The sequence below is a fragment of the Ruegeria sp. AH7 genome (assembly GCF_056541325.1).
Genome location: NZ_JBQFYF010000006.1, coordinates 14,018 through 40,530, shown reverse-complemented (window position 1 = coordinate 40,530; position 26,513 = coordinate 14,018). Strand labels below are relative to the sequence as shown.

Annotated in this window: 25 protein-coding genes; 19 read left to right on the top strand and 6 right to left on the bottom strand. The window is 56.9% G+C overall.

The features are described from left to right. Positions 1-3: 3 nt before the first annotated feature. From paaK to paaG, 3 genes are read right to left on the bottom strand one after another with little or no spacing between them, the layout of a single operon-like run. Entirely contained in the window at positions 4-1,314 is a 1,311-nt protein-coding gene (gene paaK, locus ACR0JX_RS14750; protein ID WP_480544542.1) for a phenylacetate--CoA ligase PaaK, read from the bottom strand. A 23-nt stretch (positions 1,315-1,337) separates the two neighbouring features. Then, positions 1,338-1,763 carry a hydroxyphenylacetyl-CoA thioesterase PaaI gene (paaI, locus tag ACR0JX_RS14745; RefSeq protein ID WP_480544540.1) on the bottom strand — a complete coding sequence of 142 codons (426 nt, stop codon included), beginning with the start codon at positions 1,761-1,763 and terminating at the stop codon, positions 1,338-1,340. 2 nt (positions 1,764-1,765) lie between these two features. After that, entirely contained in the window at positions 1,766-2,551 is a 786-nt protein-coding gene (gene paaG / locus ACR0JX_RS14740; protein WP_480544539.1) for a 2-(1,2-epoxy-1,2-dihydrophenyl)acetyl-CoA isomerase PaaG, read from the bottom strand. A gap of 103 nt (positions 2,552-2,654) precedes the next feature. On the opposite strand from paaG, the gene ACR0JX_RS14735 reads away from it, so the two are divergent. The 14 genes from ACR0JX_RS14735 (at position 2,655) to ACR0JX_RS14670 (ending at position 17,707) form a co-directional block, all read left to right on the top strand. Continuing rightward, a complete protein-coding gene (locus tag ACR0JX_RS14735; RefSeq protein WP_480544538.1) occupies positions 2,655-4,688 on the top strand; it encodes an FAD-dependent oxidoreductase in 2,034 nt (677 codons plus the stop codon). A gap of 68 nt (positions 4,689-4,756) precedes the next feature. Further along, the gene (locus tag ACR0JX_RS14730; protein ID WP_353009676.1) at positions 4,757-5,776 is read left to right on the top strand and encodes a TRAP transporter substrate-binding protein; all 1,020 of its coding nucleotides are present in this window, start codon (positions 4,757-4,759) and stop codon (positions 5,774-5,776) included. A 58-nt stretch (positions 5,777-5,834) separates the two neighbouring features. After that, positions 5,835-6,341, top strand: a complete 507-nt coding sequence (locus tag ACR0JX_RS14725) for a TRAP transporter small permease (protein ID WP_480544537.1) — start codon at positions 5,835-5,837, stop codon at positions 6,339-6,341. Further along, complete coding sequence (locus ACR0JX_RS14720; protein ID WP_480544536.1) at positions 6,338-7,690, top strand: TRAP transporter large permease; 1,353 nt, start codon at positions 6,338-6,340, stop codon at positions 7,688-7,690. The genes ACR0JX_RS14725 and ACR0JX_RS14720 overlap by 4 nt, the downstream gene beginning before the upstream one ends. Beyond that, positions 7,690-8,877, top strand: coding sequence for a cytochrome P450 (locus tag ACR0JX_RS14715; protein ID WP_480544535.1), 1,188 nt, complete (start codon positions 7,690-7,692; stop codon positions 8,875-8,877). Before ACR0JX_RS14720 ends, ACR0JX_RS14715 begins: the two co-directional genes overlap by 1 nt. A gap of 118 nt (positions 8,878-8,995) precedes the next feature. Continuing rightward, positions 8,996-11,026, top strand: a complete 2,031-nt coding sequence (gene paaZ, locus ACR0JX_RS14710; protein WP_480544533.1) for a phenylacetic acid degradation bifunctional protein PaaZ — start codon at positions 8,996-8,998, stop codon at positions 11,024-11,026. Positions 11,027-11,075: 49 nt separating this feature from the next. Further along, positions 11,076-11,891, top strand: a complete 816-nt coding sequence (locus ACR0JX_RS14705) for a PaaX family transcriptional regulator C-terminal domain-containing protein (RefSeq protein WP_480544532.1) — start codon at positions 11,076-11,078, stop codon at positions 11,889-11,891. A gap of 171 nt (positions 11,892-12,062) precedes the next feature. Next, positions 12,063-13,265, top strand: a complete 1,203-nt coding sequence (pcaF, locus tag ACR0JX_RS14700) for a 3-oxoadipyl-CoA thiolase (RefSeq protein WP_480544531.1) — start codon at positions 12,063-12,065, stop codon at positions 13,263-13,265. 68 nt (positions 13,266-13,333) lie between these two features. Continuing rightward, complete coding sequence (gene paaA, locus ACR0JX_RS14695; RefSeq protein WP_480544530.1) at positions 13,334-14,311, top strand: 1,2-phenylacetyl-CoA epoxidase subunit PaaA; 978 nt, start codon at positions 13,334-13,336, stop codon at positions 14,309-14,311. Positions 14,312-14,334: 23 nt separating this feature from the next. Further along, a complete protein-coding gene (gene paaB, locus ACR0JX_RS14690) occupies positions 14,335-14,619 on the top strand; it encodes a 1,2-phenylacetyl-CoA epoxidase subunit PaaB (RefSeq protein WP_480544528.1) in 285 nt (94 codons plus the stop codon). Next, on the top strand, positions 14,619-15,377 hold the full coding sequence (paaC, locus tag ACR0JX_RS14685) for a 1,2-phenylacetyl-CoA epoxidase subunit PaaC (protein WP_480544527.1): 759 nt from the start codon (positions 14,619-14,621) through the stop codon (positions 15,375-15,377). The genes paaB and paaC overlap by 1 nt, the downstream gene beginning before the upstream one ends. A gap of 6 nt (positions 15,378-15,383) precedes the next feature. Beyond that, on the top strand, positions 15,384-15,845 hold the full coding sequence (paaD, locus tag ACR0JX_RS14680; protein ID WP_480544525.1) for a 1,2-phenylacetyl-CoA epoxidase subunit PaaD: 462 nt from the start codon (positions 15,384-15,386) through the stop codon (positions 15,843-15,845). Between the two features lie 13 nt (positions 15,846-15,858). Next, positions 15,859-16,932 (top strand): 2Fe-2S iron-sulfur cluster-binding protein, encoded by a 1,074-nt coding sequence (locus tag ACR0JX_RS14675; RefSeq protein WP_480544524.1) that lies wholly within the window; start codon positions 15,859-15,861, stop codon positions 16,930-16,932. A 13-nt stretch (positions 16,933-16,945) separates the two neighbouring features. After that, a complete protein-coding gene (locus ACR0JX_RS14670; protein ID WP_480544523.1) occupies positions 16,946-17,707 on the top strand; it encodes a Phenylacetic acid catabolic protein in 762 nt (253 codons plus the stop codon). 16 nt (positions 17,708-17,723) lie between these two features. On the opposite strand, the gene ACR0JX_RS14665 is transcribed toward ACR0JX_RS14670, so the two are convergent. Then, on the bottom strand, positions 17,724-18,212 hold the full coding sequence (locus tag ACR0JX_RS14665; protein ID WP_480544521.1) for a MarR family winged helix-turn-helix transcriptional regulator: 489 nt from the start codon (positions 18,210-18,212) through the stop codon (positions 17,724-17,726). Between the two features lie 137 nt (positions 18,213-18,349). Between ACR0JX_RS14665 and ACR0JX_RS14660 the strand changes: the two genes are divergently transcribed. The 3 genes from ACR0JX_RS14660 to ACR0JX_RS14650 are packed head-to-tail and all read left to right on the top strand — an operon-like array spanning position 18,350 to position 21,127. Beyond that, entirely contained in the window at positions 18,350-19,300 is a 951-nt protein-coding gene (locus ACR0JX_RS14660; RefSeq protein WP_480544519.1) for an MBL fold metallo-hydrolase, read from the top strand. A gap of 6 nt (positions 19,301-19,306) precedes the next feature. After that, complete coding sequence (locus tag ACR0JX_RS14655) at positions 19,307-20,923, top strand: FAD-dependent oxidoreductase (protein WP_480544518.1); 1,617 nt, start codon at positions 19,307-19,309, stop codon at positions 20,921-20,923. Between the two features lie 3 nt (positions 20,924-20,926). Then, positions 20,927-21,127: a DUF2783 domain-containing protein gene (locus ACR0JX_RS14650; protein ID WP_480544516.1), complete on the top strand. Its 201-nt coding sequence runs from the start codon at positions 20,927-20,929 to the stop codon at positions 21,125-21,127. Positions 21,128-21,293: 166 nt separating this feature from the next. On the opposite strand, the gene ACR0JX_RS14645 is transcribed toward ACR0JX_RS14650, so the two are convergent. Together ACR0JX_RS14645 and ACR0JX_RS14640 are read right to left on the bottom strand one after the other, a co-directional pair. After that, positions 21,294-24,245 (bottom strand): NAD(P)-dependent oxidoreductase, encoded by a 2,952-nt coding sequence (locus ACR0JX_RS14645; RefSeq protein ID WP_480544515.1) that lies wholly within the window; start codon positions 24,243-24,245, stop codon positions 21,294-21,296. A 212-nt stretch (positions 24,246-24,457) separates the two neighbouring features. After that, the gene (locus tag ACR0JX_RS14640) at positions 24,458-25,183 is read right to left on the bottom strand and encodes a helix-turn-helix transcriptional regulator (protein WP_480544514.1); all 726 of its coding nucleotides are present in this window, start codon (positions 25,181-25,183) and stop codon (positions 24,458-24,460) included. 86 nt (positions 25,184-25,269) lie between these two features. On the opposite strand from ACR0JX_RS14640, the gene ACR0JX_RS14635 reads away from it, so the two are divergent. Beyond that, positions 25,270-25,665 (top strand): RidA family protein, encoded by a 396-nt coding sequence (locus tag ACR0JX_RS14635; protein ID WP_480544513.1) that lies wholly within the window; start codon positions 25,270-25,272, stop codon positions 25,663-25,665. A gap of 276 nt (positions 25,666-25,941) precedes the next feature. Next, positions 25,942-26,499 carry a tetratricopeptide repeat protein gene (locus ACR0JX_RS14630; RefSeq protein WP_480544512.1) on the top strand — a complete coding sequence of 186 codons (558 nt, stop codon included), beginning with the start codon at positions 25,942-25,944 and terminating at the stop codon, positions 26,497-26,499. Positions 26,500-26,513: the final 14 nt, after the last annotated feature.

Genomic DNA, 26,513 nt, shown 5'->3' with positions numbered 1-26,513 from the left:
GGCCTATTCCTTGTCGCGGTTGTCGATGATGCGCTTTGCCTTGCCCTGAGAGCGTTCGACCTCGCCGGGATCACCTACAACAATTTCTGTTGAGACACCAACCATGTCCTTGATGCGCTTTGTCAGCATACGGGCCGCTGCCGTTTTGGACATTTCATCTGTCGACCCCTCAGTTGCCTCGACAAACACCCGCATCGCATCCATGCGACCGGATTTGTACAGCTCGATCTGATAGTGAGGGGCCAGACCGCCCGTCGCCATGACTTGCTCTTCGATCTGGCTGGGGAATACGTTGACACCCCGCAGGATCATCATGTCATCACTGCGCCCGGTGATCTTGGCCATCCGCCGCATTGAACGGGCTGTTCCGGGCAAAAGACAGGTCAGATCGCGCGTGCGATAGCGGATCATCGGCAGCCCTTCTTTGGTCAATGTGGTAAAGACCAGTTCGCCCGTTTCGCCATCTGGCAGCACCTCTCCAGTCGCAGGGTCGATGATCTCGGGCAGGAAGTGATCTTCCCAGATCACCGGGCCATCCTTTGTTTCAACACATTCGCTGGCCACGCCAGGCCCCATGATTTCGGACAGGCCATAGATGTCCACTGCATGCATATCGAATGCGGCTTCGACCTCAGCGCGCATGGCATCGGTCCAGGGTTCCGCGCCGAAGATACCAACCTTGAGAGAGCTTTGCCGGGGGTCGAGCCCCGCTTTGTGAAACTGTTCAAGGATATTGAGCATGTATGACGGGGTCACCATGATCGCGTCGGGTTGGAAATCGGTGATCAAGCCGACCTGTTTTTCGGTTTGCCCGCCGCTCATCGGCACAACGGTCGCGCCCAGCCGTTCAATCCCGTAATGAGCGCCCAGACCACCGGTGAACAGGCCATAGCCATAGGCGTTATGGATCATATCGCCTTTTCGCAAACCTGCGGCGCGCAGCGAACGCGCAACCAGATCCGCCCAATTGTCGATATCCCGTTGGGTATAGCCCACGACAGTTGGTTTTCCGGTCGTGCCGGATGACGCATGCAGCCGGATCACGTCTGAACGTGGCACCGCAAAAAGGCCAAACGGGTAGTTGTCGCGCAGATCGTTCTTATAGGTGAACGGGAATTTCGACAGGTCCGAGAGGTGCTGCAGATCATCGGGATGCACGCCAGCCTCGTCAAAGCGCTGCTTGTACATCGCGACGTTGTCATAGGCATGTCGAACGGACCATTTCAGGCGTTCAAGTTGTGTTACACGGATTTCGTCAATCGAGGCAATTTCTATCGGATCCAAATCCGCTTTGCTCGGTGAGAGGTCATCCATAGTGTTGCTCCTCCGACGTCGTTCTATTCTTCAAAATTCTGCCCGCCAATTGCACGTGACATGCCACGGAACTCGGCGATTATGGTGTCATCCTGGTTGGTGACGCGTACGTCATACACACCGCTACGACCCGCAACCGTGGTTTCGGTGGCCGTTGCGGTCAACCGATCACCCAATTGCCCTGGCGCCAGATAGCTCATCATGGTGTGCTGCCCGACCGTCGCCACATTGCGGCTGTTGCACGCAAAGGCAAACGCGCTGTCTGCCAAAGCGTGGGTCACGCCACCATGGCAAATCCCATGCCCGTTGCAGTGATGCGGCGCGACGGTCAACGCCAGAACGGCGCGGCCTTCGTCAACTTCGACAAGCTCCATGCCAAACCACTTGCTGGCCGCATCATGGGCCCACATGGCGGCGGCGGATTTGGCTGCGCGTTCTTGAGGGGTCATTGTCATTTACCCTGAAAAAGCGGGGCGCGCTTTTCGAGGAAACTGGATACGCCTTCGGCATAATCCGCGCTTTCCCCACAGATTTTCATGGCATCTGCTTCGATTTCAAGATGATCCGAAAGCGTGGTTGTCGCAGCAGCCTGAATGCACTGTTTGGTTTTGCCCAGCCCGACGGTTGGGCCATTGGCCAATTGGCTGGTCAAGGATCGCGCTTCGCTCAGCAATTCCTCATCAGGAAGCGCCTTCCAGATCAGACCCCATTCCTCTGCTTGGCGTGCGGACAAGGGTTGAGCGGTTAGCGCCAGACCTTTGGCTCTGGCCTCTCCAACCAGATGAGGCAAATGCCAACTGCCGCCCGTGTCAGGGATCAGACCGACCTTGGCAAAGCTTTGAATGAACTTGGCGCTTTCGCCTGCCAGGACCATATCGCAGGCCAGCGCCAGGTTGGCCCCGGCCCCGGCGGCGACCCCGTTCACGGCGCAGACAACGGGTAAATTCAGCGACCGGATCAATCGCACCAACGGGGCGTAGTAGGTCCTGACGGTCACGCTCAGATCAGGGGGACCATCTATTTTTGACGGATCGCGGTCGCCAAGGTCCTGGCCGGCGCAAAACCCACGACCCGCGCCTGTCAGCAGGATCGCGCGCGCGCCGCTGTCTCCGGCGGACTTCAGGGCATTCTGTAACGTCTCATGCATCTCTTCATTGAACGCATTCAGCTTGTCGGGCCGGTTCAGGATGATTTCCACCCAGTGTCCGTGATCTTCCACAAGAATCGTACTACTCATGACCGTCCCGCTTGATGCTGCTTTAACTAAAGCATTGCATTAACCGAACGGTTGGTCAATATATAAACCAGCTTCGATTCTCAACCGAATAAAGGGCACAACCATGTCGCACAGGTCACTTGTGACTGTTGAATTCAAGGGCGATGTCGCATGGATCACCATTGACAATCCGCCTGTGAATGCGACCTCTGTCGGCGTTCGTCAGGGGCTGGTCGATGCCGTTGCCGCAGTCAAAGGTGCACGAGTGGCAGTGCTGCGATGCGCTGGCAGAACCTTCGTTGCGGGTGGCGACATGTCCGAGTTCGACAGACCGCCGGTCGAGCCACATCTACCCGATGTCATTCAGATGATTGAAGACAGCGAGGTTCCGTTCGTCGCCTGTATGCATGGCAATGTTCTGGGCGGTGGGTTTGAGATTGCGATGGCCTGCGCATGGCGCATTGCGGCACCCGGCACGGGCTTCGGACTGCCCGAAGTCAATGTCGGGCTGATCCCCGGCGCGGGCGGCACGCAGCGGCTGCCGCGCCTTGTGGGGATGGACTTGGCGATTGACCTGGCCTGTTCGGGCAAAATCCTGAAAGCCGAGGCTATGCAACAGCACGGTGCCATCGATCTGGTGGCAGATCCTTTGGAAGATGCGGTTGATCGCTTTGTCTCTGATTTGCCAGAACGCCCCGTGCCCGTCAGCCAGCGCCCTGTTGCTGATTTTGCGCCTGACCTAATCGAGGCCTCGCGCCGTAAACTGGAGAAGCGCGCCAAGGGGCAGCAATCACCAATGGAAAACCTGACCGCACTAAGCTGGGCGACGGAACCATTTTCGGCGGGGCAACCGAAAGAACGCACGCTTCATATGGCGCTGCGACAAAGCGCGGAAAGTCGCGCCTTACGCCACGCATTTTTTGCCGAACGCGTCGTCTCGAAACCCGCCATGATCAAGGGTGTCGAAGCACGCGAAATTCATCGCATTGCCGTTGTCGGCGGCGGATTGATGGGGGCTGGGATCGCAACTGCCGCGCTCAGCAGTGGATTATCCGTTACGTTGATTGAGCGGGATACCGAGGCTGCAAAAGCCGCTCATGACCGGGTTAACGGTCTGTTGAACGGTGCGGTCAAACGCGGAAAGATGACCGAGGCTCAATTCCAGAACGCCCTGTCCCGGTTTCGCGCCGTTGACAGCTATGCTGAGGCGGCCGACGCGCAACTGGCAATTGAGGCCGTGTTCGAAGATATCTCGGTCAAACAACAGGTCTTTGCCGAATTGGTGCAGCACATGAGCGTCGAAGCCATTCTGGCCACCAACACCTCGTATCTTGACCCGGTTGAAATCTTCACAGGCATCGAAAACCCGGCGCGCTGCATTGGCTTGCATTTTTTCAGCCCGGCTCATGTGATGAAACTGCTCGAAATTGTGCATACACCTCAAACGGCACCAGAGGTTGTCGCCACAGGGTTCGCGCTGGGTAAGAAGCTGCGCAAGATTTCCGTCCTGTCAGGCATTAGCGACGGGTTCATCGGCAACCGTATGCTGGCAGCCTATCGCCGCGCAGCCGACTATCTGCTGGCAGATGGCGCCCTGCCCTATCAGGTGGATGAGGCGATGCGTGGGTTCGGAATGCCCATGGGCCCATATGAGCTGCAGGATCTGACCGGTCTACAGATCGCGTGGGCCAATCGAAAACGCAATGCCGCAACGCGCGATCCGAACGAACGCTATGTGACCATCGCCGATCAACTCTGCGAGATGGAGCGGCTTGGCCAGCGCTCGGGGAAAGGCTGGTATCGATACGATGCCGGGGATCGCAAACCGATCCGCGACCCCGAGGTTGAGGCTCTGATCAAAACCTATTCAGCCGCCGAAGGCATTTTTCGGCGTAGCTTTAGCGCTCAGGATATTTCTTCGCGTCTTCTGGCCGTGTTGGCGAATGAGGGCGAGCGGATCATTGAGGAAGGCATCGCCGAAAACGCCGAGGCCGTCGATATGGTTCAAATCCACGGCTATGGCTTTCCACGCTGGCGCGGAGGCCCCATGAACTATCGCAATGAAATCGGAAGCCGCACGTCAGCGGCGACCATGCGGGTTGTGGCGGAAGAAAGCCCCGCGTCTTGGGTCATCGCGGCCCAAGCAAAACGCCAATAACATGTTGATAGTTACAAAAGTAACCATTAGCGCATTCTGAATGCATGTTTCAAAGGGAGGCACTGAACATGAAACTCACCAAGTTAAGCACCTTGCTGGCATCGGCCGCTTTGGCCGTTTCAGGCACCGTGGCACTGGCCGCAGATTATACGCTGACGATTTCCAGCTGGGCGCCGCCGACCCACGGCATCAACGCCAAGATGTGGCCAAAATTCGTTGAGATGGTTGAAGAAGCGACAGACGGCCAGGTCACAGCGGAACTGAAGCTGGGCATTGCGCCCCCACCCGCCCAGATGGACCTGATCATGGACGGGGCAGCGGATGCGTCGATCATCTTCCACGGCTATCAGCCCGGTCGCTTTGTCACCACCAAAATGATCGAACTGCCCGGCTATGAGGGCTCGGCCGAGGCCGCATCGGTTGCCTATTGGCGCGCCTATGACACGCACCTGAAAGCCGCTGACGAACATCGCGGCGTAAAAGTGATTGCCTTGCACACCCACGGACCGGCGCAGCTGCATTCCAGCAACCCTGTTACGTCACTGGACGAGGTTTCGGGCCTTAAGGTTCGTATCCCGGGCGGTGTTGGCGGCGATGTCGGTGCAGCACTTGGCGCAACCGGCATCCAGGTGCCAGCCCCGAAAGTGTACGAGACACTCGCGTCAAAAGCGGCCGATGGCGTTGTGATGCCGTTTGAATCTCGCAAAGGCTTTAAGCTGACTGAAGTCGCGCAGAACGTCTATGAAGTTCCTGGCGGTCTGTACCGTGGATCCTTCGCGTTCATCATGAATGAAGACACGTTTGCTGATCTGCCTGCTGAGCTGCAGCAAGCGCTGGAAGAGCAGGTATTTGGCGAACCGCTGAGCCGTGAAATCGGTAAAATCTGGGACGAAATTGATGCCATCGGGCGCGAAGCCACCGAAGGCACAGACGGCAATGCGATCAACACCGCATCTGCCGAAGACCTGGAGAAGTTCAACGCGATTGCCGTGGATGTCCGCGCCAAGGTCATTGATGAGGTCAATGGTGCAGGTGTCGACGCACAAGCCGCCTATGACCTGATCGTCAACGAAATGGCGTCGCAGTAACCAAGCCTGGCTGGCGGAATCAAGCCGCCGGCCACCCCCAAGCTTGCGGGAACTAAACATGCAATCCCTTGTGACCTTTGCGCGTCGCGTCAGCGTCGCCCCGACGATACTTGCCTGTCTGGCGCTATTCGTGCTGATGGTGATGACGTTCTTTGATGTCGTGTTGCGATCAGTCTTCAATGCCCCGATTGAGGCGGCAACCGAACTGACGCGCATTCTGATGGCAATCCTCGTTTTTTCGGTTCTGCCGATGGTATCCGCAGGAAAGGGCCAGATTGCCGTTGATCTGACCGACGGGCTGTTTTCACGATTCCGGCTTAGCCGCGCCAGGGATGCGATTGTCTATCTGATCTCGGGCATCATGCTGTTCTGGCCGATTCAGCGAGTCTGGATCCTTGCCGAACGGGCACGGGACTATGGAGATGTGACCGAGTACCTGTCGATCCCCGTTTTCTACATCGGCTGGTTTATCGCTGCATCCACTGCGGTCACTGCCGTTGCAATGATCACAACCGGGTTGCTGTACATCTTCGCGCCCCAAGTTCTGACGGAGAACCAGCAATGACTGCTGCGCTGATCGGTTTTGCCCTTGTCCTTGTTCTCGTGCTTCTGCGTCTGCCCATCGTGTTCGCGATGGGCTTGGTCGGAACGTTGGGCTTTGCATATGAGCGTGGTGGCAGCATCCTGTCCGAACGCGGTTTGAAAGCGGCCATGTCGATGGTCGGTCGTCAGATCACCGACACAGCACAGGACTACGGCCTGTCGGTTATTCCGCTGTTCATCCTGATGGGACTGTTCGTGAACAAGGGCGGTCTGGCGCGCGAACTCTACGCCGTATCAAATGCGTTTCTTGGCCACTTCAAAGGCGGCATCGCGATGGCTACGGTCGCGGCCTGTGGTGGGTTTTCCGCGATCTGCGGGTCGTCTTTGGCAACGGCCGCGACGATGTCCAAAGTCGCCATGCCGGAAATGCGCCGCTATCGCTATTCAGATGAGCTGTCGACTGCCTCAATCGCGGCAGGCGGCACGCTGGGTATCCTGATCCCACCCTCTGTGATCCTAGTAATCTACGGTTTGTTGACCGAAACATCTATCGGCAAACTGTTCGTCGCCGGGATCATCCCAGGTGTATTGGGCATCCTTTTATACCTGTTTGCAGTCCGCTGGACCGTCTGGCGCAAGCCAGAGTCGGGACCGGCCGGTGAGAAGCATGGGTGGGGTGAGAGATTGAATGCCCTGCGCTCTGTCTGGGCAGTGTTATTGCTGTTCTTTCTGGTCATTGGCGGCCTCTATGGTGCCTTTGATTTTCACCCACTAAACCTGACATTCAGCCCGACGGAAGCCGCTGGTATGGGGGCCATGGGTGCCTTTCTGATTGCCCTGTCGCGTGGCGGGCTGAGCCTGAGTTCCACCTTCGAGGTTTTGAAAGAAACTACGTTTACCGCCGCAGCACTGTTCTCGGTCCTGATCGGGGCGCAGATATTTTCGAACTTCATCAACCTCGCCGGTTTGCCCGAAGCATTGATCGCATTGGTCACCGCATATGATTTAGAACCCTTTGTTGTGATCCTAATGATCCTATGCATCTACATCATCTTGGGCTGCGTGTTTGAATCGCTGTCGATGCTCCTGCTGACTGTGCCGATCTTTTTCCCGCTTGTTACATCGCTGGGCTATGATCCAATCTGGTTCGGCATCGTGGTTGTTGTCGTGACCGAGATCAGCCTGATCACCCCGCCAGTTGGCCTGAACGTGTTCATCCTGAAAGGCGTGGTCGGAGATGTCTCGACCGGAACGATTTTCAAAGGCGTAACGCCATTCTGGATCGCCGATATCTTCCGTCTGGCCCTTATCGTTCTGGTGCCATGGCTTGTGCTGGTCCTGCCTGAACATATGGGGGCGATGGGTCACTGATGTTTTCCCTGACCGCGCTTCCAGACGGGTTTCACGAGAACCCCTATCCAACCTATGCCGCATTGCGCGAGGATATGCCGGTTTGCCCTCAACCCGACGGCTCAATGATCCTGTCGCGGTACGTGGATCTGGATCTGGTCTATCGGGATACAACGCGGTTCATCTCGGACAAAAAGGCAGTGTTTGGCCCGAAATATGGGGTCGACAGTCCTCTATACGAACACCACACCACCAGCCTGGTGTTCAATGACCCGCCCTTGCATACCCGTGTCCGTAGGGTAATGGTCGGGGCGATGAACCCGCGTGCTTTGGCGCAGATGGAGCCAGGATTGATCGAACTGGTCGATGCTCTGCTGGATCAGATGCAGGCCAAAGGCAGCGTCGAGTTAATCCAGGATTTCGCCGGAGCAATCCCGATTGAGATTATTGGCAACCTGCTGGGCATTCCCCGATCCGAACGCGGACCCTTGCGCGATTGGTCTCTGGCCATCCTTGGTGCGTTAGAGCCCCAATTGACACCCGAACAGGAAAACTGGGGCAATCGTGCGGTCACCGAGTTCAAAGAGTTCCTGCACCATATCGTTGACGACCGAAGACGTAATCCCGGCAACCCGGACACGGATGTTCTGACCCGGTTGATACAGGACGATGCGGATGGCGGTCTGACCGCGGTTGAGTTGTATCAGAACTGTATTTTCATCCTGAACGCTGGGCACGAAACCACGACAAACCTGATCGGCAACGCGCTGGAGCTGCTGCACCGACACCCGGATAAACGGTCCGAGTTGCTGACCTCCCCCGACCTCATCACCTCGGCTGTGGATGAATTCCTGCGACTGGAAAGCCCAAACCAGTTTGGCAACCGCCTGACGACCGAAGAGGTTACGTTTCATGGTCACACCATTCCGGCGGGGACTGATATTCATCTATGCATTGGGGCCGCAAACCGGGACCCTAGGCAGTTTGACGGGCCTGATAACGTGCAGCTGGATCGCAGGCCCAATAAACATCATGCGTTTGCCGGTGGTCCACATACCTGCGTCGGCCTGACCCTTGCCCGGATGGAAGGCAAGATCGCGGTCAGCCGGTTTTTGAACCGTTTTCCAAACTATCAGATCACAGACGGCGCAATACGCGGCGGGCGTATCCGTTTTCGCGGTTTCGCCCAATTACCGGCAGAGGTTTGAATTGACGAGAACAACAAATAGGCAGTCGTTAAATATTGACCGACCATACGGTTAATAATATGCTTGTCTTCATCGCGCGCAAGCCGGCGCAGATCATCTCAGGACTGAGGAGTGGCTCATGACAATCCAGCAGATTTCAAGTTTCGCAGCGGGCGAATGGATTGCCCCGGGCGACGGGGCCCGCACTATTGCCAGCGCCGTAACGGGCGAGGTGATCGCGACCGCTGGCAACAACAGCTTGGATGTGCAGGGCATGCTGGACTATGCCCGCAACGTTGGCGGGCCTGCGCTGCGTAAGCTGACCTTTCACGAACGCGCCAAGATGCTCAAGGCGCTGTCTCTGCATCTGGGGCAGCATAAGCAGGCCATGTATGACCTGTCGTTTAACACAGGGGCCACGCAATCAGATCACCTGATCGATATCGATGGCGGGATCGGTACCATGTTCGTTTTCGCATCAAAGGGCCGCCGCGAGATGCCCGACGGACACGTGTATCTGGACGGTGACGTCGAGCAGCTGTCGCGCAACGGCACATTTTTAGGCCAGCACATCTGCACCCCAATGCAAGGCGTGGCGGTCCACATCAATGCGTTTAACTTTCCGGTTTGGGGCATGCTGGAAAAGCTCGCCCCGACTCTGCTGGCCGGCGTTCCAGCGATCGTCAAACCGGCAACAAACTCCTGCTATGTCACCGAACTGTGCGTGCGGCTGATGCTGGATTCGGGCATTCTGCCAGCCGGAGCACTGCAGCTTGTTTCAGGCGGTTTGGGGGATATGCTGGATCGTCTGACCTTGCAGGATGTGGTCAGTTTTACCGGTTCGGCCGACACGGCCCTAAAACTGCGCTCCAACCCTGTCATTCTTGAGAATTCGGTACGGTTTGTTGCCGAACAAGACAGCCTGAATTGTTCGGTTCTGGGGCCCGATGCTGAACCGGGAACGCCGGAATTTGACCTGTTCATCAAAGAAGTTCAACGGGAGATGACCACAAAGGCGGGTCAGAAATGTACTGCAATCCGCCGGATCATCGCGCCTGAACCACAGGTCCAGGCGGTGATCGAAGCCCTTTCCGCGCGCCTGTCCAAAACGGTCATCGGCGACCCGAGACTTGAAACCACGCGCATGGGAGCGTTGGTCTCGAATGGTCAAAAACAGGATGTGCTGGAAAAAGCCGCGGTCATTGGGCAAGAGGCCGAGCGTGTGTTTGGCGATCCGGATGACTTTGCAGTTGACGGCGCAGATGTCGAAAAAGGGGCATTCCTGCCGCCGATGTTGTTCCATTGCGCCAATCCGGATGCGGCAACGCGCGTCCATGACACCGAGGCCTTCGGCCCGGTCAGCACGATAATGGGATACCGCGACACCGATCATGCGATTGAGCTGGCGAATAAGGGACAGGGCTCTTTGGTTGCATCGGTCATTACGCATGACACGGATGTCGCTTGCAAGTTCGCTATGGACGCCGGGGCCTATCACGGGCGGCTTTACTTCAACAACCGCGACTCGATGAAAGAATCCACCGGCCATGGTTCCCCTCTGCCCCATATGGTGCATGGCGGTCCCGGCCGCGCGGGTGGTGGCGAGGAAATGGGCGGCGTGCGGGGCGTGAAACACTATATGCAGCGCACGGCCATTCAAGGGTCTCCGGACATCCTGGCCGCGATCGGGTCCAAATGGGTTCCGGGCGCAACCGAAATCAAAGGACCCGCCCACCCCTTCACCCGACGCTATAACGATCTTGAAATCGGCGAGACACTCCACACTGCGCCGCGCGTTGTAACGATGGATGATATCGAACATTTCGCCGAATTCACGGGCGATACGTTCTATGCGCACATGGATCAGGCCGCGGCGGAGAGGAACCCGTTCTTCCCCGGTCGCGTCGCGCACGGATACCTGCTGTTGTCCTTCGCCGCCGGGTTGTTTGTCGAACCGAACGAGGGCCCTGTCCTGGCCAATACCGGCCTTGACGGGTTGCGCTTTATGAAACCTGTTGTGCCGGGGGACACCATCAAGGTCCGCCTGACCGTCAAGTCAAAGACGAAACGCAATGATGAATATGGCGAGGTGCGCTGGCACGTCACGCTGACTCAGCAGGATGATGAACGTGTCGCTGAATACGAGCTGCTGACCATGGTGGCCTACTAAAGGCTTCGGGCCGGATGGCAATTCAGTCCGGCCCGCCTATACTGCGGTCATGAAAGACGCGCCCAACGACTGGTTTGACTCCTGTATCGGTCGACTGACATCCACCGACTCCCTGCGGGTGTGGTCGGTTTTGGTGACAATTTTTGGCGATCTTGCGCAAAACAGATCGGACCAGATCAGCGGCTCACTTATTTCGGCGTTGACGGGTCGCGTCGGCATCAAGGCTGAGGCAACAAGGGTTGCCTTGCATCGGTTGCGCAAAGATGGGTGGATCGAAAGTACCCGCATCGGGCGCGCAAGCACTCATCACCTCACGGACTATGGGCGCAATCAAAGCGCTGCAGCCGCACCGCGCATTTATGGGCGTGAAGTCAGCATGCCGGATATCTGGCACGTGCTGATTGCAAACAACTCCGACACATCCCGCAAAGAACTGGCTGACCTATTGCTGACCGGCGACTACGTGTCACTCAATCCGGCAACAGCTATGGCTTCGGGACCTATGCCGGATGGTCTGGAGGAATTGCTGGGCTATGAGACCAGCGCCATTTCTGTTCCTGACTGGTTGCAAGACCTGTTCGGGCCGCAGCCGTTGAAAACAGCATATGCTGATTTCTTAGAATCTGTTCATATCGTCGATGGCCTTCTACCTAGAACCGGTGTGGACGATCCGATGGAAACCGCGATGTTACGCGTCCTCGTCGTACACAATTGGCGCCGCATCGTACTGCGCCACCCGGTGTTTCCATCAGATTTCCTTCCCTCCGATTGGAAAGGGTCAGAATGCCGAGCAGCCGTTTCTGACCTTCTGGACCGGTTGCCCCGGCCAAATCTCTCTGCGTTGGAAGCTGAATTGAACAACTAAGCTTGATCACGGCCAACTCGTGCCAAGCATCGGTGGTGACGATTCAATATGTTACCGATATTTCGATAAGCACTATTTTTTGGTAACATGATACTTGCCTCGAATCGGTAGAAACCCTATAAACCGACCATACGGTCTATGAATAACGTGAGCACGTAGGAGACTTCACGGATGGATGCATTCATTTGCGATGCGACGCGCACTCCGATCGGGCGGTATGGAGGTGCGTTGTCCTCGATCCGAACGGATGATCTGGCGGCCATTCCGCTGGCCGCTCTGAAAGAGCGGAACCTGCAAGTGGACTGGTCCAGCGTGGATGACGTCATCTATGGAGATGCCAATCAGGCCGGTGAAAGCAACCGGAACGTAGCGCGGATGGCTGCCTTGTTGGCCGGATTGCCGGTCGAGGTGCCAGGAACCACAGTGAACCGTCTGTGCGCCAGCGGGATGGATGCGGTTGGGATGGTGGCTCGCGGGATCAAGGCAGGCGACTATGACCTGGCAATCGCGGGTGGGGTCGAAAGCATGTCCCGCGCACCTTTTGTGATGCCCAAAGCGACATCCGCGTTCACGCGCAGCAATGCGGTTTATGACACAACGATTGGCTGGCGCTTTGTAAATCCAAAGATGAAGCAAGCCTATGGCATTGATTCAATGCCACAAACCGCTGACAACGTGGCTGAAGACTACGGTATCAGCCGCGCAGATCAGGACAGTTTCGCCGCGCGTAGTCAAGCCCGTTGGGCCGCCGCGCACAAGGCAGGTCTGTTTGCGGATGAGATCACCCCGGTCTCGGTTCCACAGCGCAAAGGCGATCCGGTTGTGATCGATACTGATGAGCACCCACGCCCTGGCACAACGGCAGAAAAACTGTCGGGCCTTAAAGGGGTGAATGCACCAGACAATACAGTAACGGCGGGTAATGCATCGGGCGTCAACGACGGCGCCGCAGCCATATTGATGGCGAATGAGGGAGCGGCCGCAAAGAACAGCCTCACCCCAATCGCGCGCGTCGTGGGCATGTCTGTTGCCGGGGTTGAACCGCGCATCATGGGGATTGGCCCAGTACCGGCCAGTCGCAAGGTGCTGGCCCGGGCCGGGCTCACCATCGAACAGATGGATGTGATAGAGTTGAACGAGGCCTTTGCCTCCCAGGGATTGGCAACGCTCAGAGAGTTGGGCCTACCCGACGACGCAGCACATGTGAACCCAAATGGAGGCGCAATTGCCTTGGGTCACCCGCTTGGCATGTCTGGCGCGCGATTGGTGCTAACGGCTGCGTATCAACTGCGCCGGACAGGCGGTCGTTACGCGCTATGCACTATGTGCGTGGGCGTCGGACAGGGTGCCGCTTTGATTTTGGAACGGGTTTGACGGGCAGATCACTGAACGGACCGTGCTGAGCGGTTCAATTCTAGATCACCCCGAACGGAGGACGCAAGATGTACGCACAAATGGTTAAATCCGAAGCCACTAATGATGACCCCGAAAAGCTTGCCGAATTTCAGGCAAAGATCGACGCGGACATCAAGATCGAACCGAAGGATTGGATGCCGCAAGGCTATCGCAAAACGCTGATCCGCCAGATCGGTCAGCACGCCCATTCCGAAATCGTCGGACAACTGCCCGAAGGCAACTGGATCACCCGAGCGCCCACATTGGAGCGCAAGGCGATCCTGCTGGCCAAAGTGCAGGATGAGGCCGGGCATGGGCTGTACCTGTATTGCGCGGCAGAAACACTGGGCGTCAGCCGGGACGAGTTGACCGAGATGCTGCTGGACGGTCGGATGAAATATTCCTCGATCTTCAACTACCCCACGTTGAACTGGGCCGATATCGGCGCGGTGGGCTGGCTGGTCGATGGGGCCGCGATCATGAATCAGGTGCCGTTGCAGCGGACCTCCTACGGGCCGTATTCGCGTGCCATGATCCGCATCTGCAAGGAAGAAAGCTTTCACCAGCGTCAGGGATACGACGCCATTCGCAAGATGGCTGAAGGCACGCCCGAGCAGAAGAAGATGGCACAGGATGCCCTGAACCGGTTCTGGTACCCATCGCTGATGATGTTCGGGCCATCGGATAAGGACTCGGTTCATTCGACCCAATCGATGGCCTGGAAGATCAAGATGAACACAAATGACGAGCTGCGTCAGAAATTCGTCGACCAGACCGTGCCGCAGGCCGAATTCCTGGGCCTGACCGTCCCCGACCCGGACCTGAAATGGAACGAAGAACGCGGCCACTACGATTTCTCGGAACCCGACTGGTCCGAGTTCTTTGACGTCATCAAAGGCAACGGCCCTTGCAACACCGACCGTCTGGCCGCCCGCAATAAGGCCTGGGACGACGGGCAATGGGTGCGGGACGGCCTGCTGGCGCACGCAAAGAAGAAACGCGCCGGTCAAGTGGCCGCTGAATAAGCCTGACCTGAGGAGGAAACCCGATGAAAAACGAATGGCCCCTTTGGGAAGTCTTTATCCGCGGTCAACACGGGATGAGCCATCGCCATGTCGGCTCGCTGCACGCGGCTGACGCGGAAATGGCAATCAAGAACGCACGCGATGTCTATACGCGCCGCAACGAGGGCGTGTCGATCTGGGTGGTCGAGGCGAACAACATTGCGGCCTCATCCCCCAGTGACAAAGGCCCGCTATATGAGCCCAGCGAAAGCAAGGTTTACCGTCACCCGACATTCTTCGACATTCCCGATGAAGTGGGGGCGATGTAATGAGTCGCGACGAAGCCTTCCTGCAGTTTCTGCTCAGAATGGGTGACAATACACTCATCCTGGGTCATCGCGTCAGCGAATGGTGCGGTCATGCACCCGTGCTGGAAGAAGATATCGCGCTGGCCAATACCGCGTTGGACCTGATCGGCCAAACCCAGATGTGGCTGGGCCTCGCTGGCGAAATCGATGGCAATAAGAGCGCTGATGACATGGCTTTTCTGCGTGATGCTTGGGATTTCCGCAATGTTCTTATGGTCGAGGTTCCGAATGAAGATTTCGGCCGGACCCTGATGCGCCAATTCCTGTTCGATTCGTGGCATTCGATCATGCTGGGGCGCCTGATTAAGTCTTCAGACGACCGTGTTGCGGCCATCGCTGCGAAGGCCAGCAAAGAGGTCGCTTATCACCTGGAACGCTCAAGCGACACGGTTGTTGGATTGGGCGACGGAACAACCGAAAGTCATGACCGGATGCAGGCGGCGCTGGACTATCTGTGGCCCTATGTGGGTGAGATGTTCGCCAGCGATGAGGTGGATGCCGAGATGGTGGCAGCAGGTATCGCGCCCAATCCCGCTGATCTGCGCGCCGAGTATGACACATTGGTCCAGCGGGTTTTGGCAGATGCGACGCTGACCATCCCCGACAGCGCATTTGCGCATAAGGGCGGACGCAACGGGCAGATGCATACGGAACATCTGGGGCATCTGCTGACTCAGATGCAATGGCTGCAACGCGCCTATCCCGGCGCTAGCTGGTAGGCCCACATGGAACGGGTGCCAACGGACCAGATTTGGGAATGGCTGGATGCTGTTCCTGACCCCGAAATCCCTGTGATTTCAGTGGTCGATCTTGGGATCGTGCGCGATGTGCACTGGGATGCGGGCACACTGACTGTGACGGTTACCCCAACCTATTCCGGTTGCCCTGCGACCTCAGTCATCAGCATGGACATCGAAACGGCGCTGCGGGATCAGGGGATCAAGGATCTGAAGATCGAAACCACCATCGCGCCCGCCTGGACCACGGATTGGCTCAGCGACAAAGGCCGCGCCCGGCTGGAAGAATACGGGATCGCCCCGCCGCAACCGGCAGGCGGCCCCGAGCGTTGCCCACACTGCGGCAGCAAGGCAGTTGAAAAAGTCAGCCAGTTTGGCTCGACCCCGTGCAAGGCGCATTGGCGTTGTACCGACTGTCTGGAACCCTTCGACTATTTCAAGTGCATCTGAGGAGAAGCACCGGATGGCACGTTTCCACGATCTGAAAGTTACCGATATTCACAAAACGATCCGCGATGCGGTGGTTGTGACGCTAGAACCTGTGAATGGTGCAGCGGAAGAATTCGACTTTACCGCCGGTCAGTACCTGACATTCCGGCGCGATTTTGAGGGCGAAGAACTGCGCCGGTCTTATTCGATCTGTGCAGGCAAAGATGATGGTGTTCTGCAGGTTGGCATCAAACGGGTCGATGGCGGCGCGTTCTCAGGCTGGGCCAACGCTGAGCTGAGTGTCGGTGACATTGTGCAGGCCATGCCGCCCATGGGCAGCTTCCACGCTCCGATCAATGAAAATGCTGAAAAGCAGTATCTCGGCTTTGCGGGTGGGTCCGGCGTGACACCGGTTTTGTCGATCCTCAAAACCACCCTCGCCCGGGAACCTCAATCGGGGTTTACATTGATCTATGCGAACAAAGGCATCAACACGATCATGTTCCGCGAGGAGTTAGAGGACCTCAAGAACCTCTATATGGGCCGTTTGAATGTGATTCATATTCTGGAAACGGATTCTCAGGAAATCGACCTGTTCACCGGGTTAGTCACACAGGAAAAATGCGCTGAGTTATTCAAGCACTGGGTTGATATCGAAAACGTCGATACCGCGTTCATCTGCGGGCCGGAACCGATGATGCTGGGCATTGCCGCCGCCCTGCGCGACCACGGGCTGGATGAAAGCCAGATCAAGTTCGAGTTGTTCGCCAGCGCTCAGCCCGGTCGCGCAAAGCGCAAGGCCAGCGCGGCGGATGCCAGCCGGACGGACAATCAGACTAGTGCGTCCATTACATTAGACGGCTCGACCCAGGCTCTGACCATTCCCAAGGACATGTCCGTGCTTGATGCCGCCCTGGAAAACGCGATGGACGCCCCTTACGCCTGCAAGGCCGGTGTGTGTTCGACCTGTCGCTGCAAGGTGCTGGAAGGTGAGGTCGAGATGCTCGCAAACCACGCGCTTGAGGATTACGAGGTTGCGAAGGGCTATGTCCTGAGCTGTCAGGCTTATCCGCTGACAGACCGCGTGGTTGTGGACTACGATCAGTAGAGAGGAGCCCGATATGAATGATGCGATGACCCTCAACACCTATCTGGCCTCCGGTGGTGTGCTGACCAACCCCACCAACGTTCCGCCCCGCTATCGCGCGGAACTGTTGAAACTGATGGCAACATTTGTCGACAGTGAGCTGGCAGGCGCAGCAGGTTTTGCAGATGTGATCAACCTTGGACCGGGTATCAAGGAACGCATCGCCGCCTCAAAGATCGTGCTTGAAAAAACGGATCATGCAGATCGCGTTTTGAACATCATGGGCGAGTTTGGCGTCGATACGGACCGTTATGCCAATCATCACCCCTGGACGGCGCGGCTGAACCGGGATGCGGATATCGGGGCCACCCGGTCCGAACATGACATGCGTCTGGCCGTGTTCAACTATCCGTTTTCGGGCTGGTCGGACGCGGTGATCATGAACCTGCTCATGAGCGGTGCTGTGGCCGAACAACTGGCCGAATATTCAACAATTTCATATCAGCCGCTGGCCGAAGCTTTCCGCGCAATTGCTCCAATCGAGGCGCATCATGGTGAATTGGCGAAGGAGGGGGCGATCAAACTGATCGAACAGGGCGAAGCTGAGCCTATGCAAACTTCAGTCATCTACTGGTGGCCCCGCGTTGCTGGCTCATTCGGTGGTGACGATGATAAGCGTTTCGAGCTTTTGAAATCACTTGGGCTGCGGCGGACCACAAACGCTTCATTGCGCGACCGTTGGCACAAGACGACGGCTGAGACCCTGAAAACGCTGGGATTGTCGGCGCCTTCCTAGAAGCGTGGGGTTGGCTTCAGGTCTCAACACCGTCCAGATCCATGGCCGAGCGCGGCTTGGCCTGCGGGTCCTTGTCCAGAACATGATGCATGCGCTCCATGACATCAAAGAATGTTGCCAATTCGTCGGGGCTGGCGACCGCCAGCAAACGGTCTTCGATCTCTCGGGCAGCGGGCAATATGCCAGCCAACGCTTGGTGTCCGGCGTCGGTCAGCGAAATCGAAACAAGCCGTGCATCGGTATCACCCGGCACCTTTGTGACAAGCCCGTCCGCCTCGAGTTTGGAAACCGCGCGACTGACCCGTGGCTTTTCAAGGTTCACATAGGTTCGGATATCGCGGACCGATGCAGTTACACAGCGCTGAAGATGCACCAACACCCGCCATTCTGCAGCAACCAGCCCATGTGTCCGGTCATATTCGACCGACAAGCGGCGGCTGACCCGCTCGGACAATATCGCTAGCCGGTATGGCAAGAAGGAAGACAGGTTAAATTCGTCAGACATATAGGCAATATCCAAGGTCGTTGCATCTAGAACGATATTGACTTTTGCCTCATTTGCAAAGACAAACAGCTCGTTGCAGATGAAACAAACTGTCGCTTCGCATGCAAACGGGCGGCCGTATCAGGGAGAAGCCGATCATGGCCAAAGCATTCGCAAGCCAAGGGGATATGTCTGAAAAGAATATCTCATTCACCGAGATCGGCGAAGGGCTTTACGCATTCACCGCCGAGGGCGATCCGAACTCGGGCGTGATCATTGGTGACGATAGTGTCATGATCATTGAGGCTCAGGCCACCCCGCGCCTTGCACAAAAGGTGATCGACTGCGTGCGCGGCGTGACCGACAAGCCAATCTCTCATGTGGTTCTGACCCATTATCATGCTGTGCGTGTGTTGGGGGCCTCAGCCTTTGGCGCAGATCAGATCATCATGTCCGATACGGCGCGCGCCATGGTGGTGGAGCGCGGACAGGAAGACTGGGACAGCGAGTTTCAGCGTTTTCCGCGCCTGTTTGAAGGGCATGAAAGCATCCCCGGTTTGACCTGGCCCACAACAACCTTCGACGATCAGATGACCGTCTATCTGGGCAATCGTAAGGTTGTGATCAAGCAGATCGGGCGCGCGCATACGGCGGGTGACAGCGTCATCTGGGTTCCCGATAGCCAGACGATGTTCACCGGTGATATCGTCGAATATCATTCAGCCTGCTACTGCGGTGATGGCCATTTCGAAGATTGGGGCGCAACACTGGATGCAGTCAAATCTTACGATCCGCAAAGCATTGCCCCCGGACGCGGGGATGCTCTGGTCGGACGTCAGATGGTCGATGCAGCCTTGGCCAACACGCGTGATTTTGTTGATAGCACCTATAACGCGGTAAAACCTGTTGCCGCCAAAGGCGGCTCGCTCAAAGACGCCTGGGACGCGGTCCGCGCCGAATGCGATCCCAAGTTCAAAGACTACGCCATCTATGAACACTGCCTGCCCTTCAACGTCGCGCGCGCCTATGACGAGGCCCGCGGCATCGACACACCCCGGATCTGGACCGCCCAGCGCGATCTGGACATGTGGGAGGCCTTGCAGGGTTAAACCGCCATGGTTACAGCACGATATCAAACGGCCTTTCAGCTTTATCCCTACGAAAGGGTCCCCGATCAGGATGCACCCAGACCCAGCCGCTATCCGGTAGTGATCGTGGGTGGTGGCCCCGTTGGTATGGGGCTTGCACTGGATCTTGGTAAGAAAGGCGTTGGGTGCCTTGTGCTGGATGACCATGACGGCGTGGGCATGGGTAGCCGCGCGATTTGTTTTTCCAAACGAACACTGGAAATCTGCGACCGTCTAGGCTGTGGGGAACCCATGGTCGAGAAAGGCGTGGTCTGGAATCTGGGCCGGGTCTACCGTGACACGGAAGAGATATACTCGTTCAACCTGCTGCCAGAGGAAGGCCACAAACGCCCGGCCTTCATCAACCTGCAACAACCCTATTTCGAGCAATTCATCGTCGAGGAAATTCGCCGCCAGCAAGCTTTGGGCGCGCCGATTGAGATTCGCGGACAGAACCAACTTACAGCGCTGACACAAAACCAAGATCACGTCCTTTTGGACGTCGATACGCCGGATGGACCCTATCAAGTCGAAGCCGACTACCTTGTAGCCTGTGACGGCGCGAGCTCGCCCACGCGCGAGATGCTTGGGCTTGGCTTCGAAGGCCGCGTGTTCGAAGACAACTTCCTGATCGCGGATATCAAGATGAAGGCGGATTTCCCGGTCGAGCGTCGGTTCTGGTTCGATCCGCCGTTCAATCGTGGTGAAACTGCCCTGATGCACAAGCAGCCTGATAATGTCTGGAGACTTGATTTCCAGCTTGGATGGGACATTGATCGCAAGGCCGAACTGGACCCTGATAAGGTCGCCACCCGCGTATCAGCGATGATTGGGGAAGACGTAGAGTTCGAGCCGGTCTGGTCATCAATCTACACGTTCCGCTGCTGCACGATGAAAGAGTATCGCCATGGTCGGATATTCTTTGCAGGCGACAGCGCGCATCAGGTCAGCCCTTTTGGTGCCCGAGGCTGCAATGGCGGCATTCAGGATATCGACAATCTTGGGTGGAAACTGGCCGCAGTGATCCAAGGCCATGCGCCAGATGTGCTGCTCGACAGCTACCAGACCGAACGCAAGCATGGCGCGTTGGAGAACATCAAAAACTCCAGCCGTAGCGCTGATTTTCTGACGCCCAGGAACCCTGCACACGCGCTGTTCCGCGATGCGGTGCTTGATCTGGTCACCGATTTTGATTTCGCGCGCCCTTTGGTGAATTCGGGTCGCCTGTCGGTGCCGTGCACCTATGATCTTTCGCCGCTAAATAGTAACGACGGGATGCCCGAGGGACCAGCCTGCACACGGCCCGGCAGTCCACTACCTGATGCGCCTTTGGAAAACGGGTTTCTGCTGGATCGTCTCAACACTGGTGCATTCTCAATCCTCGCCCTGAATTGCGATCTGCCCACGCGGATAGATGTAGCTGAGCAGTCGCTGGATTGTCTTACCCTTCAGAACGTCACGGGCCATTTGGCTGAACGCTATTTGGGCGAGGCTCAATCAGCCGTTTTGTTGATCCGCCCCGATCAGCATGTCGCCGGTCGTTGGCCACAGCTTGATCCAATTGCCCTTGAAGCAGCAATGCACAAAGCCTTGGGGAGGAGCTGAGCCATGTCACACCTGATCCTGACCCCAAACTTCGACAATGGCGACGATTTCTATGAGGCGCTGCTGAATGCCCATGACGGGCTAGACGAGGCTGGCGTCCACGCACTGAACGCCCGATTGATCCTGATTCTGGCCAATCACATTGGCGATCAGTCGACACTGGAGGCTGCATTGCTTGCAGCCCAAAAAGCTACTAGTAGATAGGTGCTCAGACGCAAACTGCGCAATGTCCGGACGCACAGAAAGGCGCTTTGCTTGAAAGATCATCCTGCACCGGGAAGCAAACCACCCATTGGATGGTTTGCTTGATACGTTTCAATAGATCCACGGCTATTGCATTGCGCACAGCCTGTCGACTTTCCGAGCCAAATCAGTCGTAACCGCCGACCAGACCCCAGGCGTCAAAGTCTCGGTGCAGCGTGTTCGACGCCAGCGTCAACGCTTCTCCGTGACGTTCGATCAATTCCGCCCGGCGGGCCGGGTCGCGGGTTGTTTCAATTGCGCCCCAGATCGCAGCCAGTGTTTCAGCCGCATCGCGCAGACGGGTCAACGTGTCCGCATCTGCTGCTGCCGATACGATCGCAGAGGCGGATACTTTTCCGACCCCGGCGACAGTATGTGCGCCGCCGCTGGTATAGCCCTCGGGGATATCACCCTTGCAGTTGATCACTTTGCGATAGCGAATAGCCGACAGGATCTGATCGACCGCTTGCTTGGCCCCTTCAACGCGTGAGGTGTGCTCGGTATCCGCTGCCGCATGGGGGAGCAGCTCCAATCGCCCCGGATAGGCGTCGATCAGCGGACGGTAAGGCACCATCGGGCCAAATAGGCTGCCATCCTCTGCGATGAACAGATCGGCATCGATCGCTGCATAGGCCACCTTGCCTGATGCCATCGCATCGTTCAGCGCGTCTGCATCGACAACCTCGCCACGGTCGTAGTTGACCAGAACCGCGCCGTCATTCAGGGCATTCAGAACCGACGCGCCAACAAGCCCCGCATTGGCAAAGACACCATCCGCACCCCTGGCACCAAGGCCGGTATGAGGCGACAACACATCAGCGCCTGCGGCGGCCTCTTCCGGAGTTGCAGCGTAGATGAAACCTTCGCTTTCAATCCACTGACGGTGCCGCGCGCGCGCATGTATGGCGACGGTCATTCCAAAGGCTTTGCCCAGCTTCGCTACTTCGCGGCCGATATTGCCATAGCCGATCACAGCCAGCCGTTTGCCTTCCAGCTTTTCGGTCGGGTAATCGCGCAGGTGCTTGCCGGTGTCAAAGTTTCCTTCAACGACACGCTTGTGCATCTCATCAACCTTCAGGTCCGGCAGAACACGCAACAAGGCCTTCATCGCGGTCTGCGCCGTCGCGCGGCTGTTGAAGCTGGGGGTGTTCATCAGCGGGGCAGAACCGCCCGCGCCATCACCGCCGCCCCAACAGGCACAGGCCATGTTGCCGGTTCCGGCACCGATACGCACGCCCCCTTCGGGGAACGTTGCATTCTCGGGGAAGAAGGTTGCCGCCGCGATGACCGCATCATACTGGTTGCCGCAGCATGTCGCCGTCAGTTCCTCATGCGTTGACAGGTCTGGCAGATAGAAAAAATGCTGGCCAGCAGGCAGATCGGAGCCATCCCAGCCACCATAGGTGAAGGTTGCGCCCTGTTCCTCGACATAGGCCTTAACCGCCGAAGCATCCGGCTGCCCGTCCGTGCCAAACTTCAGGCCGACCAGATCCGCGACCAGAATGCGATAGGCGCGGTTCGGGTCATCTTTACGCTGGTCCGCGCCGCCTGTTGCTGAGGCTTCAAAAGTGGTGCCTTGCGCGGCCAGTTCCTCTTCCAGCACCACAACCTTGGCACGGTGATAGGCGTAAGAGATGTTGTCCAGCAGACGCACGATATCCTCGGGCTCGCGAATGCCACCGATCCAGGCGCGATAGTCACCAGGGGTGCCGGGGAAGGCATTTACGTAGCGGGCCGCGTCCAGACCCGGTTCATAGTCGTCATTGGGATGGGTCAGCCCCTCGTAACCCAGCAGCTGCTTCGACCGGGCAATGATGCGAGCGTGAATGGCTGGATCGGTGATGCCGGGATCGTTGACCGCAAGCAGGGTCACCGCAGCGCCCCGTTTCTGCGCATCGCTTACACCGGCAACCAGCAGGTCCTGCCCGGCCAGCCATGTATCGATCTGCGCACGGTTGGCGGCCGAGCGATGGTTCATCACCGCAACCGAGCCAAACATCTTTTCGACACGCAACAGGCCATAGGTCGTTTCAGCGAAAGCCAGCGACGAGAATGTGTTGATCACTCCACCCGTCATCCTGTCCGCCGCGGCGTCATAGAACGGGCCAAGACCCACTGTCTTTTCACCGGTCAGCGGCTTTTTGGCATCGGTCGGAACAACCAGCTTCAACTGGCGCGAAATCGCCCAGGCCGGGTTCTTCTGGTTGTCTTCAATCAGCTGCATTGCTGCTGGGGTGAACGACGCCAGGAAGTAACCCGAAATCCCACCGATGGCTTTCTGGAACGGGGTGAAGATGTTGCATTTCGCCATGAAGGACTCGACCACGTCTCGCGGCCAGGGCATCCCGCCCAGCATCGACGTTGCATCAATCATCGCGTGGCGGTTTGCCGGGTCGCGGTCCAACCAGTTCAGAAGCGAGGTGACTTCTTCGGTGGTATAAGTGGTCGCCCCGGTGGTTTCGTGCCCAACACCGACAAACAGGGTGATACCCATAGCCTCCAGCTCGTCCGCTGACGGGATTGTGCCTTCGGCGTCCGCGAACACAACCTTATCTTCGTGCCCATTGGCGGCAAACTGCTGTAATTCCAGGATCTGTGTTCCCCAGCTTTGACGGAAGAACCCGCCCTTGGTGGCCTCGTCCGATTCCGGGCGCGGGGTGTCTACAAACAGTTTCTGACCATCCAGATTCGGGTTCATCAAATGCATGATGGCGACGGTAAAACCACTATGGCCGCCGCCAAGACCCACAGCCATCGGATTTGATTTGGGGAAGCCAAAATACCGATGGATATGGAACATCATGTCCCGCAGGATTGCATCCGCAGGATAGCCACGGTGCATCGAACGGCCTATTTCTGCGGTGGTGAACGGCCCCAGATCGTTACCGTTGTCGTCAAGCTTGCGATAGGTGGCTTCCAACCAACGGTCAAAGTCGAAACGGTTTTTGCGCCCTTCAGCCTCATCCTGAATCACGTCGGTAATGGGCCCCACGCCAAAGAACGGGTTGATGGTCCGAGGCGGAGGCCCGCTCTGTGTCGCTTCGATGGAGATTTTGCGCTGCGCTTCAAGTTCGCTCATGGTCTATCTGTCTCATTTCAACTTCATCCGATTTGCGCACATCGTACGCCCTTGTTCACTATGGGAAACATCAAATTGCGAAGTTTTAGCGCTGCCAAACGTCAAGTTCGCGCCAAGCATGAATTTTTCGTATTTGTTGAGGAATGAGGCGGAGTTTATGCATCGATAAAGCGTAACATCTGCGGGCTCGAAGCCTATTTTGCGAGGCGGGTTTAAGTTCTGCGGATCATTTCACGATAAGGACAGACATCATCCTCAAACGGAACATGGCGCCGGCGGAATTGAGTATCAGGAACGACCGTAGGATCAGCAATCCGGTCCATTCTGAAGTGACGAAAGTCTTTGCGCGACGGGTCCCAGCCCACCAGATACCATAGTGGCGGTAGTATGAGCATGGCTTGAGGTTCGACTTCGCGCTGCGTTTTCTGACCTTTGGCGTCACAGTAAACAAACCGGATGAACTGTCGCTGAAGAAACGCGGCTTCGAATGCAGGAAGAAGCTCAGGCTCGGTTTTTCTTACATCTGACAAGTCCTGTAACGGTGAAAGCTGCCCAATATGGAGACAGTCCAAAAACCTGCGTAGGTCTTTCACTTTTTCTGCCGGTAGCGCCTTTTCGATTTTCGCAAGGCCCGCATCGGCAAGAGCTGAAAAGGGTAAGCTTCCGGCGGCACGTGTTGTTGCGACGCTGACTAACAACGCAAAAACCTCGGACACCGATAGCTTTGCTGTTGTCTGTATAGAGCGCGGATCAAGCTGCAGCCCGCCACCCCGCCCTACATCAGAGTAGATTACATAGCCTTCATCCCGCAGTGCAGAAATATCGCGCAATATTGTTCGGCGCGAAGCTCCGACCTGTTTGGCAAGCGCGTCGACGGTAGATGTACTATTCCGACGAAGGTTTCGCACGATGGCGTCATGTCTGCTTCGAATGTTCATAGGAGCATTCTAACATCAATAGTGTCAAATTTTGTCACCGTTTCATCTTACCAAGGCTTTGGAAACAAAACTGAGGAGATAGTGATATGAAACGGAGAGCTGTGAACCCTTGGGATTGGTCGATCAAGCTTGGCTACAACCAGGCTGAGATCATTGACGGGGTGTCACGTCAGGTAATATGTGCGGGACAAACGGCGGTGGACGGGGATGGTAATCCCCAGCACCCGGGCGATATGCGCGCGCAGATAAATCTTGCACTCGATAATTTGGAAGCCGTTCTCAGCGCGGCAGACATGAACCTGAGCAATGTCATCAAGCTTGGGATCTATGCGACCGACGTTGACGAGGCGCTCAAGAATTTTGACTTGCTGGGAATGCGGTTCGGTTCGCATCAAGTGGCTCCGCCAATGTCGCTCTTGGGTGTAACGCGCCTCGCTATCCCCGGATTGTTGTTCGAAATCGAAGCAACAGCGGCAGCGTGAATTCTGAAACGGCTATGGTGCTACGCCCTGTGGTCGTTTCATCCAGGAATCCCACAAATTTTCTCAGCTTGTGAATTATTGACCACCAGACAAATCCTCCCCATCGGATCACAGATAGGCTGGTCGTCGTTTGCTTATAGGTGGCAGAGTGATCGTCCCGACACTATCCAATTGGACACTGGTCGTTGTCTGGATCAAACTGAACCACTCCACCACCAAAGTCCAAGTGACACGAGCTAGTATCGCGTGATAGTCTTTGGATCGGAGGATAGCTTCGTGAAACACTTTACGTATCCAATCCTAATCCTTGCCCTTTCGTTCGGTGCGCATGCAGAAGAACCGCCTGTGTTCAAAGAAGATGAACTTGGTGTTCTAAACCCACAGGACACAGGCCGTGAGATGCTGACCCGCAAAATCGAAATGGGTGTCATCGACTCGGTAACCTGTTCCTTGGGCATTAATGTTACAAAAAACGACAACCATGAGCTTGCAAGAAAGCTAACCCGCAAATGCGCAGAGGCTGGTTACACCAAAGCCATGACGTGGATGAGCCAGCTGGAGAACAACGGTCTTGGAGGCGACTATAACCCGGATGCATCCGCCGAATGGGACCGTCGTGCCGCTGAACTCGGAGATCCAGTCGGAAGGTTCAACCACGGCCTAAACCTCATGCGAGGTCACGGCATCAAACAGGATGAGGCATTGGGGCGCAGCTACATAGATCAAGCAGCAAAGGACGGCTTGGCAATTGCGAAAAGGTTACAGAGCGCCGACTATGATCTGGACGAAGTAACGCCCGATGCTGACGAGTGGAAGTACAAGCCCCTGTTCTAAAGTCGGGAAACAGG

Coding starts and splice junctions, on each gene's coding strand:
- paaA (WP_480544530.1), top strand. CDS start 13,334: ATGTACGCACAAATGGTTAAATCCGAAGCCACTAATGATGACCCCGAA.
- ACR0JX_RS14720 (WP_480544536.1), top strand. CDS start 6,338: ATGACTGCTGCGCTGATCGGTTTTGCCCTTGTCCTTGTTCTCGTGCTT.
- paaD (WP_480544525.1), top strand. CDS start 15,384: ATGGAACGGGTGCCAACGGACCAGATTTGGGAATGGCTGGATGCTGTT.
- paaK (WP_480544542.1), bottom strand. CDS start 1,314: ATGGATGACCTCTCACCGAGCAAAGCGGATTTGGATCCGATAGAAATT.
- ACR0JX_RS14670 (WP_480544523.1), top strand. CDS start 16,946: ATGAATGATGCGATGACCCTCAACACCTATCTGGCCTCCGGTGGTGTG.
- ACR0JX_RS14730 (WP_353009676.1), top strand. CDS start 4,757: ATGAAACTCACCAAGTTAAGCACCTTGCTGGCATCGGCCGCTTTGGCC.
- ACR0JX_RS14660 (WP_480544519.1), top strand. CDS start 18,350: ATGGCCAAAGCATTCGCAAGCCAAGGGGATATGTCTGAAAAGAATATC.
- ACR0JX_RS14650 (WP_480544516.1), top strand. CDS start 20,927: ATGTCACACCTGATCCTGACCCCAAACTTCGACAATGGCGACGATTTC.
- ACR0JX_RS14735 (WP_480544538.1), top strand. CDS start 2,655: ATGTCGCACAGGTCACTTGTGACTGTTGAATTCAAGGGCGATGTCGCA.
- ACR0JX_RS14645 (WP_480544515.1), bottom strand. CDS start 24,245: ATGAGCGAACTTGAAGCGCAGCGCAAAATCTCCATCGAAGCGACACAG.
- paaB (WP_480544528.1), top strand. CDS start 14,335: ATGAAAAACGAATGGCCCCTTTGGGAAGTCTTTATCCGCGGTCAACAC.
- ACR0JX_RS14675 (WP_480544524.1), top strand. CDS start 15,859: ATGGCACGTTTCCACGATCTGAAAGTTACCGATATTCACAAAACGATC.
- paaC (WP_480544527.1), top strand. CDS start 14,619: ATGAGTCGCGACGAAGCCTTCCTGCAGTTTCTGCTCAGAATGGGTGAC.
- ACR0JX_RS14725 (WP_480544537.1), top strand. CDS start 5,835: ATGCAATCCCTTGTGACCTTTGCGCGTCGCGTCAGCGTCGCCCCGACG.
- paaZ (WP_480544533.1), top strand. CDS start 8,996: ATGACAATCCAGCAGATTTCAAGTTTCGCAGCGGGCGAATGGATTGCC.
- ACR0JX_RS14665 (WP_480544521.1), bottom strand. CDS start 18,212: ATGTCTGACGAATTTAACCTGTCTTCCTTCTTGCCATACCGGCTAGCG.
- ACR0JX_RS14635 (WP_480544513.1), top strand. CDS start 25,270: ATGAAACGGAGAGCTGTGAACCCTTGGGATTGGTCGATCAAGCTTGGC.
- ACR0JX_RS14655 (WP_480544518.1), top strand. CDS start 19,307: ATGGTTACAGCACGATATCAAACGGCCTTTCAGCTTTATCCCTACGAA.
- ACR0JX_RS14705 (WP_480544532.1), top strand. CDS start 11,076: ATGAAAGACGCGCCCAACGACTGGTTTGACTCCTGTATCGGTCGACTG.
- ACR0JX_RS14715 (WP_480544535.1), top strand. CDS start 7,690: ATGTTTTCCCTGACCGCGCTTCCAGACGGGTTTCACGAGAACCCCTAT.
- ACR0JX_RS14640 (WP_480544514.1), bottom strand. CDS start 25,183: ATGAACATTCGAAGCAGACATGACGCCATCGTGCGAAACCTTCGTCGG.
- paaG (WP_480544539.1), bottom strand. CDS start 2,551: ATGAGTAGTACGATTCTTGTGGAAGATCACGGACACTGGGTGGAAATC.
- paaI (WP_480544540.1), bottom strand. CDS start 1,763: ATGACCCCTCAAGAACGCGCAGCCAAATCCGCCGCCGCCATGTGGGCC.
- pcaF (WP_480544531.1), top strand. CDS start 12,063: ATGGATGCATTCATTTGCGATGCGACGCGCACTCCGATCGGGCGGTAT.